This window comes from Pseudoalteromonas sp. DL2-H2.2 (assembly GCF_021532535.1).
GTDB classification, from domain to species: domain Bacteria; phylum Pseudomonadota; class Gammaproteobacteria; order Enterobacterales; family Alteromonadaceae; genus Pseudoalteromonas; species Pseudoalteromonas rubra_A.
The window spans coordinates 138,801-152,745 of record NZ_JAKGBD010000008.1 but is presented as its reverse complement, the minus strand read 5'-3'; the positions used below and the strand labels follow the sequence as shown (position 1 = coordinate 152,745).

The 13,945-nt window shown below is 48.9% G+C and carries 11 protein-coding genes; 5 read left to right on the top strand and 6 right to left on the bottom strand.

What is annotated here, in order from left to right; translation table 11 throughout:
• Positions 1 to 30: 30 nt before the first annotated feature.
• The 5 genes from L1285_RS14940 to ahpC all read right to left on the bottom strand — a co-directional run bounded on the left by L1285_RS14940 (position 31) and on the right by ahpC (position 8,436).
• Positions 31 to 1,824: a winged helix-turn-helix domain-containing protein gene (locus tag L1285_RS14940; protein ID WP_235412999.1), complete on the bottom strand. Its 1,794-nt coding sequence runs from the start codon at positions 1,822 to 1,824 to the stop codon at positions 31 to 33.
• 187 nt (positions 1,825 to 2,011) lie between these two features.
• Positions 2,012 to 5,347: a carboxypeptidase-like regulatory domain-containing protein gene (locus tag L1285_RS14935; protein WP_235412998.1), complete on the bottom strand. Its 3,336-nt coding sequence runs from the start codon at positions 5,345 to 5,347 to the stop codon at positions 2,012 to 2,014.
• 10 nt (positions 5,348 to 5,357) lie between these two features.
• Positions 5,358 to 5,891, bottom strand: a complete 534-nt coding sequence (locus L1285_RS14930; protein ID WP_235412997.1) for a hypothetical protein — start codon at positions 5,889 to 5,891, stop codon at positions 5,358 to 5,360.
• A 291-nt stretch (positions 5,892 to 6,182) separates the two neighbouring features.
• Positions 6,183 to 7,754, bottom strand: a complete 1,572-nt coding sequence (gene ahpF, locus L1285_RS14925) for an alkyl hydroperoxide reductase subunit F (protein WP_235412996.1) — start codon at positions 7,752 to 7,754, stop codon at positions 6,183 to 6,185.
• A 112-nt stretch (positions 7,755 to 7,866) separates the two neighbouring features.
• Positions 7,867 to 8,436: an alkyl hydroperoxide reductase subunit C gene (gene ahpC / locus L1285_RS14920; protein WP_046006053.1), complete on the bottom strand. Its 570-nt coding sequence runs from the start codon at positions 8,434 to 8,436 to the stop codon at positions 7,867 to 7,869.
• Between the two features lie 216 nt (positions 8,437 to 8,652).
• Here ahpC and L1285_RS14915 point away from each other — a divergent pair, with 216 nt between their 5' ends.
• From L1285_RS14915 to L1285_RS14895, 4 genes are all read left to right on the top strand, one after another.
• Positions 8,653 to 9,075 carry a DUF3429 family protein gene (locus L1285_RS14915; RefSeq protein ID WP_235412995.1) on the top strand — a complete coding sequence of 141 codons (423 nt, stop codon included), beginning with the start codon at positions 8,653 to 8,655 and terminating at the stop codon, positions 9,073 to 9,075.
• Between the two features lie 63 nt (positions 9,076 to 9,138).
• A complete protein-coding gene (locus L1285_RS14910) occupies positions 9,139 to 9,975 on the top strand; it encodes a GGDEF domain-containing protein (protein ID WP_235412994.1) in 837 nt (278 codons plus the stop codon).
• A gap of 166 nt (positions 9,976 to 10,141) precedes the next feature.
• Positions 10,142 to 11,224, top strand: a complete 1,083-nt coding sequence (locus tag L1285_RS23890; protein ID WP_328285038.1) for a methyl-accepting chemotaxis protein — start codon at positions 10,142 to 10,144, stop codon at positions 11,222 to 11,224.
• 95 nt (positions 11,225 to 11,319) lie between these two features.
• Positions 11,320 to 12,105 carry a class I SAM-dependent methyltransferase gene (locus L1285_RS14895; RefSeq protein ID WP_235412993.1) on the top strand — a complete coding sequence of 262 codons (786 nt, stop codon included), beginning with the start codon at positions 11,320 to 11,322 and terminating at the stop codon, positions 12,103 to 12,105.
• Here L1285_RS14895 and L1285_RS14890 read toward each other — a convergent pair.
• Positions 12,102 to 12,833: a metalloregulator ArsR/SmtB family transcription factor gene (locus L1285_RS14890; protein ID WP_235412992.1), complete on the bottom strand. Its 732-nt coding sequence runs from the start codon at positions 12,831 to 12,833 to the stop codon at positions 12,102 to 12,104. The two genes, L1285_RS14895 and L1285_RS14890, sit on opposite strands and share 4 nt — an antisense overlap.
• Positions 12,834 to 13,095: 262 nt before the next feature.
• Between L1285_RS14890 and L1285_RS14885 the strand changes: the two genes are divergently transcribed.
• Positions 13,096 to 13,944 carry an EamA family transporter gene (locus L1285_RS14885; RefSeq protein WP_235412991.1) on the top strand — a complete coding sequence of 283 codons (849 nt, stop codon included), beginning with the start codon at positions 13,096 to 13,098 and terminating at the stop codon, positions 13,942 to 13,944.
• Position 13,945 lies beyond the last annotated feature (1 nt).

Here is a 13,945-nt window from a genome sequence, read left to right as displayed (position 1 = left end):
TATTTTGAAGTTTACGCAGCGGGCTCAAGGTCAAAGCGTTGCCAGCTCTCGCTGCGAGATTTGCTGGTGGCGCAGCCAGTCATCACCCGTATTGGCCCGCAGAAACGCCAGATAGTAGCGTTTTTGTTCAATGCTGCTCGCAGGCGAACGGTAGAGTTGCAATGCAGCTTGCAGTGCACTTTGGCCATCAAAGTGCTGCTGTGCCAGTTTAAATGCTTCTTTGAGCACGGGTATGGCACGCTCAGGTTGACTCTGTCCCAAATGAATTTTAGCCCTAAGCAACAGTTGCCTGGGGGTGAGTTCCTTGGAGGGAAGCAAAGCATGCGCTTCATTAAAATCTTGCTGCTTCAGTGCAAAGTCAACCAGACGCACCAATGCGTCATCCTGTATCCAGTAATTTCTGCCCGTACGTGGCAGCGCAATAAGCTGTTTTAAATAGGGCGCAGCATCTGTATCGCTGTCATTAAACAAGGCAAAAAGATACAAGACATTGGCCCGATTACTGTTGTCCAGCGCATGACCAACCAGCACGGACTGAGCCAGACTGAGGTGCTGATATTGTTTTTCTGTCTGACCCGTTTTACTGGCCAAAATAGAATACAAGATATGAAGCTCGAACCGTTGTAATGCTCGACCTTGCATTTTGGCCTGAGCAATTGCCTCTTCGAGCACGGCATTCATTTGCGCCCAGTTGCCCAGCTCCAGACTCAGCCAGGCCAAGGTCGTTACATATGTATGTTGCAGCGCTGGCAGCTGAGTATCGGCCAGCACATCTCGCATCCGGTCCAGGCTTGATGTCGCCAGCGCATGCTGGCCACGCATTTTGAATATTTTGCCCTTGTGCCAGTGAGCGAGCGCAACATAAGGTTTATATTGGTAATCAGTATATTCTTCTATCAGCCGGTCCAGGTAAGTTATCGCCAGATCGGGTTGCGCCTGTGTGATATAGTGACGCCCCGCTTTCAGAATAACCTCAGGGTCATCCGGTGCGAGGCGACTTAATGTCAGGAGCGCGAGGTCGTCCTGCCCTGTCCATTTGTCTGCAAATACACCCAACTGTGCAAGCGCGCTCAGGCGCTCAGCAAAGCGCATTGCCAGCTCCCCGGGCTTTGCCGAATAAACATAACCTTGCCAAACACGACCCGGCCGGGTCACACCATAATGTAAAAAGCTCCCCTCTGGCTGTGAGTAAACAGTGCCCCACAGCCGCCACTGTGTACTGCCTTCCTCTGCCTGTGACCATAAGCGCTTAGGAGTTTCAAACATCTGCTCCTTGCTCATCTGCATCACAGTGTGCTGTGCAAGAGACAGCTTAGACATGGAAATGGCCTCAGCGGCAATATTCGAAAAAGCATCATTCGGATTGGGTGATTGTTCGGTGGTCAGTATCGAGATTTCTGGCCCTGCGGCTCTTGTATCTACAGAGTTCATCTCAAACAGCACAACACAGGTTGCACCAAAGACCAGTAATGCCGCTGCCCACCAGTGCGGAACACCCTGTTTGTCTGAGCGTTTCGTTTGTAACGGTGTATCTGAAATGGGCCACTGCCATTGATACCCGAGACGGGCATAAGTCTGTATGGCACTGTCGCCAAGTAAGGCTCTGAGCTGACTCATGGTCTGGAAAATAACCTGCTCCGATACCACAGTATCACCCCAGACTTCATCCAAAATTTGAGTTTTGCTGACTATTTCCTTGTGACGGGTGAGTAACAGGTGAAGCAGGCGGGATTGTCGGGGTTTAAGGGGCACACGATAGCCATTTTGATATAGTGCCATGTCAGGCAGATTGAAACGATAATCGGCAAAGTAAATATCGGACATAGATCATTCAGTAAACTGATGGACGAGTTTAAGTCGATATCTTGCATTAAAACCGCCACCAATACAGTATCTCAATTGTAACAATTAATCTAAAGGTCGATTCAGGCCAAACATACTGTCTGGCCTGAATCCGTCCTCACTGTTACAAAAAGTTACCTAAGGAATAATCAATGAATTATTCCATGGACTATTCCTGATTTAAAGCAGCCACCACCTGCATAATGTCTTTTAGGTCTATCTCACCATCCTGATTGAGGTCAAAACGCGGGTCAAACTGAGTATCCCCTGTTGTGGCAGACCACCCGGTGACAATTGCGCTCACATCCGCGGCAGAGAGAATGCTATCGCCGCTAAAGTCAAACGGACTGACCTCTTTTAACACAAAGACCTGCTGTTCACTTATGACCGTTTTATCGTCACTCAACATAATCTGCACGGATACCGATGTATCACCTGGTGCAGAAACGTCCCACAAGTAACGACCCTGAGAGAATGCAATTCCAGTGGCAATGTCGGTTGTTTGTTCCCTTACCTGATAGGCGATATCCACAGTCGCGGTGTCTGCAATATGCAATCCCGACCAATTTATACTGACTTGTTGATCAGAACTCACCGCGTTTTCAACATTTATCAACAATACCGGGGTGGCAACCCCCACCTGATTGATCTGCTGACTGGGCTCAGTTAAATTAATTGCCTCATCAGATACCTCAAAACGATAAGACGCATGACTATAACTGAGTTTGTATAGTCCTTTGGCGAGGTTCGCAAAGCTAAATACCCCCTTGGCATCGGTAAGCTGACGCGCCACTTCTATCTGACTGAGTCCAACCCCATTGGTTAGCACCACTTCAACACCCGCTATCCCCATGTCACTGGTATCTGCTACCTTGCCATGCAAGGTTGCCTGATGCGTATCTACGTAAATGCTGTTGGGTTCAGACGTTGAGTCATCAGCAATGGAATAAACACTGTAGTAATAGCGCGTATTAGAAGAAGCGCTGTCCACAAACTCAGCATCCAGCCCTGTATACACCCGTACTCCATCATTAATCGATGTCGGTAATCTGTCCACGGTTCTGGTGACCACCACTTCTTTAAGATTACTGCCAGGCGGGTTTTGCCAGCTTAAAGATACAACGCGCCCATTCACTATGGCCTTCAGGGCTGACACCTGCGCCACCACAAAGCTGTTTTCCTCGGCGTAAGTGGGTGCCTGCGCCACACCATTGATACTGATATTGGCATCGTCATTTTGCTGGCCAACGGTCAGCTGCACAGTAGCACTGTCTTCGTCACTCTGAGTCAGTACATCTTCATAGTTGAGTACCAAGACCTTGCCATTGGTTTGTGGAATGGTGACATACACCTCCACTTCCGGGTACTGAGGATATTTCTCTACCGCAATGGCGTAAGTATCGGTTAAGGGCAAGATAAACTCTATAACCAGCTCAGAATTTTTCAGATAGGCCTGCGTGGGATCTGGCTCATCGAGGATCGGCGACAAAATCACGGTGCTTTGATTGCTCTCCCTATTAACACCCACTAACTTACCACCGGCTATCAGCACAGTAATATGCTGTGGATGCTCCAGCTCAACCACAGTAGCCGGATCATCCCCATCAGCGTTTTGTACATCCGCAGCGCGCTCGCTGGCACCGGGCTGGCCATAGATCCGCAGCTGATCGGTCAAGTCTGTATAAGCGCCAAATTGGGCATAACTCGATGCACTGTAGTAGTTGGTCAGTTTAAAATCACCATGCCGGTCATACCGCTCACTGTCGCTGGCAGGCGCTCCCAAGAATATGAAGTGCTTGAGCGTCAACGCATTATTAAATTCCATCATAGTGTATTGACCGGGGAAGTTATTGTCATGGGTGATATACAAAGACACATCGTTGTACTGGATCAACCCGGCCGCCAGGATAGAGTGACCACCTCGCCCTTTCGGGCGGTTAATGGCAAAGCGTAGACTGGCAATTTTGTTGTCCATAAAATGCGGCGAGTAAAAGGCATTCATGGCAGAGATCCCCGGGAAAATCGTTCGCGGATGTGACCCTATCCAGGCGTTGCCTTTAAATGCAGACTGAGACAAGAAATAATAGCCAATTTTGGACAGGCCATGAAAAGCATCCGCAGCATCCGACTTAACATCGTAACTGCCCACGGCTTTCACATAAGGCTTAGGCGACTCGCTGTTGCGGTTGTCCCAGTGGTTTTGGAAAGTTGAAATTATCTGAGCACGCGTCAGCGTGGCGTCAATGTTTGCGCCCCAGGCAACCCCCTCACTGGCGTTGTTGTAATTGGCAATCGCTGACGCGGCCATACCGTGGCATACGCCCAAAAAGCGCCGGTCCAGCCTGTTGAGACCCTGGGTATAATCTTCGAGCCGGTAATAGCCGATCACATCGTAGGCTTTGCGCCGATTTGCCGGTGCCAGGAAGCTGGCAAAAGACCCCGCCACTTTGCGCATAAAGCCAAGATAAGATAGCTGATCGGGCGTACACCTATCGAACTTCCAGCATAAGAAAGAGGACAGGGAAACGTCTTTGACTTCGGTTAGCATAAAGCGGTTCCAGTCGCCGTTTTGAAACGAGAAGCCATCCGTTGCAACGTTAAACGCGGTGGTATAAACGTTCAGATTGTTGACGTCGTCAATGCTCTGGCATTCCTCTCCTTTGCACACCGACACCTGCGCGCCACTGAGGTTATATGGTGCCTGAGTTAACGAAAAATCTATTCTGAATGTTTTTTTGTCCGCGCTAACGTCACAGTTCAAAGCGGTGACTTTCTGGCTACTATCTTCGGCATGGAACTGATAATTACATACATCCGTAAGCGCCGCGCCATTTAGCGCTTCCAAATCTTTAAAATAAATAGAAAACTGATTTGCCGTGAGCGCCCCCGGTGAGAGGATCACCTTGTCGAGATTAAAGGTGTGATCAAACGCTGCTTCAACAAGGTTAAATTCTACATTATCAATAGCATAGCCAGCATCTTCCTGCGCGATGATTTCAATTCTAAATGAAGCAATGTTTTCATCGCGAATCGCAAAGTGTTCAATCCCAAACTGTGAGTCCAGGACTTCTCTGATAAGCACACCCTCTGGGTTAAACCACTGCAGTCGAGTTGAGCTTAAGTTATCAAAATATCCGGCATCCAGAGAAAAACTATTGACCGTTGTCGGCTCGCCGGTTTGCGGGTCAACAAAGCGCCCTTCAATCGCGCCATTAAACCTGGGTGAGCCGGTTAATACCGGGGAGGTTGGATTGGCACTGTCTGATGTAATAAATGGCGCATCACCACCAAAGATAATACCTCTGTCGGCATATTGGTCGGTGATCGCAGTTTCAATTAGGAATTCACTGAAGGTAATAGGCGTCATACCCACAGCCGCAGCTTGTTGCACAGGCACAGGTCGTGCCAGTGACTTATCGTAGTTTGCGCCTGCGGTAGACCCTTCCTGAGCCACTGCAGGCACGCTCAGTAAACACAGCAGCGCTGATATCATTATCGTTTTCATCACTGCGCCCTCACTGTTCACTGACCGAAATGCTGCAACTCACCTGTTGCGCAAGCCGATTCATGCAAAGTGTTTTACTACTGGAAACCGCCGGTGCTGCATCTGAGTCGGCATTGACTTCAAACCTCAACACTTCTGCAGAGCCGCTAAATCCTGTGCTATTGCCATAGGTAAGCGCACCAAAGTGCAATGACTTTCCCTGCTCGGTGGATACAGGACCCAGGGCAACCAAAGTTCCGTCGGATACAATAAAGCTGTTGCTGGTCGACAGCGACCCTTCATTGGGAGCAAGGCTAAAGTTTAATTTTAATTCATATGCCGATATCGGCTGAGTCGATGTCAGTTCAACTTTATACCCTTTGGTAGCAGGCGCATCTGATTGGGGCGGATCTGCTGGTGGTGGATCAGATTGAGTTGGAGGAGTATTGGTAGTCGTTGCACTGGGAGAGTCCACTCCACAACCAGTCAGCGCAAACAACAGTGACGAGCAAAAAACCAGACCTAAGGTATTTCGCGCGGCACCAGACGCGATTGAGGTTTTCATTGTTGCAGCCTTATTTACGTATGCAGACTGATACAGACAGTTATTTACATGCCCGTATCACCGTGTTCTTCGGGTGCTGTGCTCACTTTTACTGCATACCGTTCTACCTGCGCAAGCCCAATAATCAAAGCGACCTATCGTCAGCACATAGAAGTACACACGCAAGTATAGACGAGCAAAAAAGGTGCGAAGCGCAAATACAAAAAAGCCGCAACCAGTGCAAAACCAGTTGCGGCTTAACTGTACTCAGATGAGTACAGGCTTGGGTGTAATCAGGTGCTTCCCCTTTTATCAGGCTGCCTGCTCGGCCTCTGTTGATTGATGCCTGATCAAATAATCAAATGCGCCCAGACTGGCCGTTGCGCCACCGCCCATGGCAATAATAATTTGTTTATAGGGCTCGGTTGTCACGTCTCCGGCAGCAAATACGCCGGGTATACTGGTTGCGCCTTTGGCATCTATGGCAATTTCGCCAAATGGGGTTAATGCAATGCCGCTGCCTTCGAGCCATTCTGTGTTGGGGATCAAGCCTATCTGCACAAAGACTCCCGCAAGCTCAAGCTGGTGTTGCTGATTACTTTGTCTGTCAATATAGGTCAGCCCCGTCACTTTATTACCATCGCCCAGTACTTCAGTTGTTTGCGCATGTGTAATGATAGTCACATTGTTCAGGCTGTGTGCCTTGTTAATTAACACTTCATCGGCTTTCAGTGAGTCGGCAAACTCCAGTACGGTAACATGCTCAACCAGGTTCGCCAGGTCGATGGCCGCTTCAATACCCGAGTTGCCACCGCCAATGACCGCAACGGATTTCCCTTTAAATAAGGGACCATCGCAATGTGGGCAATAAGCAACGCCGCGTCCTTTGTACTCCTGTTCTCCGGGCACATTCATGGTGCGCCAGCGTGCGCCCGTTGCGATAACCAGAGATTTGGCTTTAAGGGTTGCGCCATTTTCCAGCGTCAGTTCAAAGTTATCGCCCTGAGTCAAAGCGCTTGCACGCTGGTTTTTCATCACGTCGACCTGATAGTCGTTAACGTGCTCTTCTAACTGGGCAACCAGCTTTGGCCCTTCGGTGGCTGAGACGGAAATAAAGTTTTCGATGCTCATAGTATCGGCAACCTGACCGCCAAAGCGCTCGGCCACAACGCCGGTATTAAGGCCTTTTCGCGCTGCATAAATGGCAGCCGCTGCGCCTGCCGGGCCACCACCCACAACCAGCACATCAAATTCAGATTTTTGCGCCAGTAACTCGGCCTGTTGCTCACTGAGCGTGCTGTCCAGCTTGGCAAGTACGTCACTCAAAGTGATTGCGCCCTGACTGAATAGTTCACCGTTAAGGTAAACACTGGGCACCGCTAACACATCGCGCTGCGCAACTTCATCCGGGAAAAGAGCGCCATCTATCATAGTGGTTTTCACTTTGGGATTGTGTGCGGCCATCAGATTAAGCGCCTGCACAACCTGCGGACACGTTTGACAGCTCAGTGAGATATATATTTCAAAATTCAGTTCATCTTGCAGTGAGCGGATCACATCCAGCTCCTGCTCAGATACTTTAGCAGCGTGTCCCCCGCTGTGCAGCAATGCCAATACCAGGCTGGTAAACTCATGCCCCATAGGTACGCCAGCAAACCCTATGCAGGTATCTCGCTTGGGTGAGTAGACCGTCATGCTGGGGGTGCGTTCACTGTTTTGTGCCTCGCCCAGAGTGATCAAGTCACTGAGCGACGCCAATTCCTCAGCCAGCGACGCCACCTCCGCTGACTTAGCGCTGTCGTCTAACGCCAGGAGCAGCTCAATGGGATCGGTCAGCGCCGCAAAGTGCTGTTGCAACTGACTTTTAATTTGCTTATCTAACATTCTGTACATCCTCGAAATTTACGCCAATAAACCGATTGATTCGACCCTCAGATGGGCGAGCTTGCAGGGAAAGTGATGGTTCGGGCCAGCCAGGCCCGAACACAATGCCTTATTACAATTTACCGACTAAGTCCAAAGACGGAGCCAGTGTTTCTTCACCTGGTTGCCACGAAGCCGGGCATACTTCGCCATCGTGTGAAGCAATATATTGAGCGGCCTGTACCTTACGAACCAACTCTTTTGCACTGCGGCCAATGCCCAGGTCGTGGGTTTCAACCACTTTGATTTCACCCTCAGGGTTAATCACGAAAGTACCGCGCAGCGCCAGACCTTCTTCTTCAATCATCACACCGAAATTGCGGGTAATCTTACCTGTCGGGTCACCAATCATTGGAAATTGAATTTTCTTGATGGTTTCAGAAGCATCGTGCCAGGCTTTGTGCGTAAAGTGCGTGTCTGTAGACACCGAATACACCTCTACGCCCATTTCTTGCAGCTGGGCATAATGGTCAGCCAGGTCGCCAAGCTCAGTGGGACAAACAAAAGTGAAATCCGCTGGATAGAAAAAGACGATAGACCATTTACCAAGCAGGTCTTTTTCACTCACATCAACAAATTCACCCTGGTGGAAAGCAGTGGCATTAAAAGGTTGGATTTTGGTGTTAATCAAAGAGGTAGTCATATTTTTCTCTCTCAGTTTTCAGGTTAAAAAGGGCGGGTCTGATTTTGTATCAGCCCTGTCGTCTGTGTGATTACTAAGATAGGGGGGATTGGATTTTTATTAAAACAGATTGTTTGAATTACTGTAATCTGAAAAATTGATGAAACTTTGGCAAAGTTTATGCGTATATCAGATATAATTAAAACATCAGTCAGAACAAACTTTTAAGAGACCTGAATGCATTCTTACCTGAACCACATCATGCTGGCCTACATTGGCTTTATTCCTTTTTTACTCTGTGTCGCGCTTACTTTAATGGTGGGCAGCTCTTCAGCCGTGATTGACGCCTTTAGCTACTACAGCCTGGGTGTACTGGCTTTTCTAGCCGGCACTCTGTGGCGTCCGGGAGAGCAATCTCAACAGCGCGCAGTAGTGGCTATTTTGGTGATCATCCCCTTCCCCTTACTGGCGTTGGTTTCACAGGTGATTTTATTAACCTACCTGGCTGTCGCTTACTGGCTGGTGTTAGTGTTTGAGCGCAGCGCAAAAACATGGCAAGAAACCCATCAGGACTATCAAAAAATGCGCTTTACCCTTACGTCTGTTGTCTTTGTAAGCCATTTATTTATGATTGCCCAGGCCGTCGAACTGGCCGGCTGAACACATATAAGCTACAGCCCGAGTAAAACCTGCTATAACTAAAGAGATTACGGAGGGTCACGTATGCGTCAAAAATTATTACTTGCTCTGATCTGGCTGGCAACGGCGTGCGCAATTATGATCCTGTTACAGAACCCGGCTCAATATGCGGGAACCATAGAAGAGTTTATCTGGCTGGCGGTAGCACTAAATGTACTTGTGCTCAGCCTGCCTCACTTAAAATATCAGTTACTTTTGTATGCCTGGATCACCTATTGCGTGGGGCTTATTTTAGACCTGTTTGATGACCTGATGGCCATTGAGTTTATACCCGTCAACACCTTTGATACTTCCTTAAAGCATCTGGGCTTTATGCTGGTATGTTATGGCCTGCACACCATTATTCAGCAAAAGCGCGACACCATCGCAGCGCTTAACCATGAAATAGCACAGCGCCGTAAACTAGAGCAAAAGCTTAAGTTTGATGCAACCCACGACGAGCTAACGGGGCTTGGAAATCGTCGCGCATGCTTTGAGCAGTTTGAGCCCTTGTGTGCGTCCAGCGCCTATCTTTACTACTTTGACCTGGATAATTTTAAACAAGCCAATGATCGCTATGGCCACCATATTGGCGATAAGATACTGCAATCCGTAGCACAGGCGATGAACAAACAGTTTAGCGCGGATGCGTGTTTTCGTATCGGCGGAGACGAATTTGTGGCCTTCACGCAAGATGCCAATTTACAAGAAGAAGATCTGCGCGCCGCATTGATGGAAGAGGTCTTTGAGTACGGAGTGGGCGTGAGCATTGGCAGGACAGAAGCCGATCCCAATGTTGACCCGGATGTGCTGCTCCACCAGGCCGATTTAGGCATGTACGAAAACAAGGCCAATAAGGCGCTTCGCAAGTCTGTCAGATAGCAAAACTTGAGTGTCATTTGGGTGACTAACTGCTCACATTTCAGCCTCATAAAACGCTGTGCTTTTTACTTATTTTTTATGTAGCTCATTGTTTATTTACATAAATCTAGCACTTTAGTGGCTTCGCTGCTATGCTTCTGACAGTTTTATAGTCGAGGGAACCTCAGTGTTAAAGAATTTTTTTGCCAATAATAGCCAGCAATCGGAAATACAGCAGTTGAAAGCTGAGCTGGCCGCTCAACGACAGGCTTACGAGCAACTGGAGGCAGAAAAGCACGCAATGCAGCGCGAGCTAGTTGAAGCACAACAACAATTAAACGACAACACAGACAATCAGCTACTGCAATGTGCCCTGTCCGGGTTGGGTCAAATTCACGAAGTACGTGACGCGGTGCTGCGCAGCCTGCACCAGATAGAAGAAGAAAGCAGCTCTATTTCTCAGGTCAGTGCGTCGTTCGAAACATCCGAATCTTCGCTGGAAAAGATCCTCTCCGGGATGTCGAGTCTGTCGACCAATATGGCCAGTATGACTGACAATATCTCGGGCCTGTCGCACATGGCCGACAACATCAATACCTTTGTGACGACGATTTCAAAGATCTCTGATCAGACCAACCTGCTGGCACTGAACGCAGCCATTGAGGCAGCCCGTGCCGGTGAAGCGGGTCGAGGCTTTAGCGTGGTCGCTGATGAAGTGCGTGCTTTGGCAAACAATACCAATGAGTCGGCAAACGAAGTGTCTGATCTGGTTAAAAAGATCATAGATACCACTCAGCTGACGGTTGATGGCGTGAATGTGATCCAAAACTCCAATAACGACCTGTCTTCAAGCATTGCTCATCTTAATGACGAATACGGCAATATTGTCAGCAGCTGCGGCTCGATGAAAAAAACCATTGTCTCGGCCTCATTACAAACCTTTGTACAGACTGCTAAGCTCGATCATGTGGTTTGGAAAGGTGAAGTGTATGGCGTTATTGCCGGCAACAGCAATAAACCGATCACTGAATTTGCCGACCACACCAGTTGCCGTTTGGGTAAATGGCTCAGCGGCGAAGCGAGTAAAGGCCTGAATAAGTCGGGCATTATCAATCGCATCGATGGCCCGCACAAAGAGGTCCATCGCGCGGGGGTCGAAGCTATGACCCTGTTTGTCGCGGGTGAAAAGCAAAAAGCCATTGGCGAGCTGAATCGTATGGAGCAGGCCAGCCGCGATGTGCTGAGACTCCTGGATGAAATAACCCACTAAGCCACGCAGGGGAAGTCCGACTCAATCAGTTGGTTTATCCCCTACTGCGTTTTTGCTATCATCGCGCCTTTGTTATTTTCCCGGGCAGGAATGTTATGTTGATAGAGCCTGACTGGCGCGTATTAACCGTCGGCGATGGTGATCTGAGCTTTTCTTTGTCACTGAGCAAACAGTTAAAACCTGGCCATTTATGTGCCAGTATCTACGACGATGAAGCCACGCTGAGAAGCAAGTACCAGCAACACGCGCTAGATGAGTTGCGTGTGCAGAATGTGCCTGTACTGACAGAATTTGATGTCAACAATCAGCGCGGCTGGGCGGCCCTGGAAGGTCGCCAGTTTGATGCTGTGATCTTCCAGTTTCCTTTGATCCCAGCGTTTACCAGCAAACAGGCATTTGATGCGCAAACTCTGTCGACCAATACGCTTAATCGGCGATTGTTGCGCAACTTTGTTGATTTTAGCCATCGCTTTGCACTGGACTCCAGCGGCCCAATGCTGGCGCTGGTCACCTCGAAAGATGTGAAACCCTATTGTGAATGGAATCTGGAAGGATCTTTGTGTGATGGCCTGGACTACCAGTATCTGGGTCAATCTGATTTCAACATTAACGCGTTTGAAGGCTATCGGATCCGCAATGTCGACAGAGATAAGCACGTAAAAGACACCAGCGGTATTACCTACTACTGGTCGGCAAAACCACATACACGTTTGCGCCAGTCGCTCAACCAGCCGCCCTATTTAACCCACAACCATTGTGCCATGTGTCGTGCAGGTCCATTTCTGAGCGAGCAAGACAAGCAGGCGCATTGGGGGTCAAAAAAACACGCCATGATGCACAGGCATGAACAAGACTGGCTCGCCTACCTGCAGCAACACTAAGCACAGCAACTTTGCTGACGAGCGGGCCTGTCTCCCATTTGAGCGAGTCTGGCCAGCTCCAGTGCGATACAGTCGGGCTCACCAAGCAAGGTTCGCTGCAACACCTGCTGCATCCAACCGGGCAACTGTGCATTTAAAGCGTAATATACCCACTGGCTTTGCTTACGCACGGTGAGTATGCCCGCTTTTCTGAGTTGTGCCAGATGTCTGGATACTTTTGGCTGACTGGGCTCGTCCAGCGCAACCATTAACTCACACACACAAAGTTCCTGCTCTTGTAAAATTAGCAGTAAAGTTTTCAGCCTCAGCTCATCACTCATGGCTTTGTAAAACGTCATGGGTGTGATGGGGTCGGCTTGTTCGAATTCAGCTAAAAGTGCACGCACTTTAGAGTTTAATTCGTACAAAGCCTTGCGGTACGGGTTAAACGGGTCAAGGGCTTGCTCTAACTCAATGTGCCACATGTGTGTGCTGGCGGCTTGCTCCGCGGTTTCCCTGTTGCCGATATGGATACGTATCTCACAGTGCTGCTCACTCACCTCACTGTGGCAACTACCTGTGTCGTGATCCAGGCCAAACTCTAACAGCGCCTGCACGGCCTGACGACTTGTTTGCTGGTTGGCGCTCAAACTATGACACACCTGGATGTTCGGAGTGTGATGCTTGAGTAATGAATCAACTAACCACACCAGATCTGAGTTTTCTGCACTCACATAGATACTTTTCACTGCACTGCTCTCCTATATACGAATTAGATTATATAACGAAAACCAGTTGCAGTTAATATCCAGACGCACTCACACGACCAATAAGCAGGTTAATTTATTGCGCAGCTTGAAAGAAAATTAATACACAATGATAATTAAACTTAAATTAAAATCGCTTAATTTACCGCGATATCGAATATTACAGAATAATGTATACAAAACTATTGAGCAGTGTCAGTTTGATAAGTAGACTTGCGGCCTTCATTTATGGCGAGACTTCTCGATGCATGTTTTAAACAAAAGCTTTCTGTATGCCATCGCGTGCTTGTTACTGGCAATGGTCACCATTCAGTCTGGCGCCTCGATTGCCAAACAGCTATTCCCTCATGTTGGCCCAGAGGGCACAACCGCTTATCGCTTAGGGTTTTCAGCGCTGATCTTATGCCTGGTGTTCCGCCCATGGCGACATTTACCCAAAAACTGGCGCCCGGTGATATTTTATGGCCTCAGCCTGGGTATTATGAATCTGACTTTTTATTATGCAATAGAGCGTATTCCGCTCGGTATTGGCGTGGCACTGGAGTTTACCGGGCCGCTGGCGGTGGCGTTATTTTCGTCCCGACGTAAACGAGATTACCTCTGGGTCGCGCTGGCACTGGCCGGAATATTATTGCTGCTACCGAAAATGGGCGAAGTAGATGGCCTGGATCCCATTGGCGTGTTACTTGCATTGACCGCCGGTGCCTGTTGGGCAGGCTATATCCTGTTTGGCAAAATAAGTGGTGGCCATGGCTCTGGTGGCGCAACAGTTGCGATTGGTATGAGTGTCGCTGCTATTACCGTAGTGCCGGTTGGCGTGATATCGCAAGGTACAGCACTGCTTGACTGGTCGTTAATCCCTTTGGGTATCGCCATTGGTTTATTATCCAGTGCACTGCCCTACAGCCTGGAAATGGTAGCGCTAAAGAAAATGCCCGCTCAGGGGTTTAGCATTATGATGAGCATGGAGCCGGCCATTGCAGCACTGGCCGGTTTGATGATATTAGGTGAGTTACTGAGCGCCTGGCAGTGGCTGGCGATCTTTATGGTGATCGCCGCATCACTGGGCAGTTCAATGTCTGCAAAAGAATAAT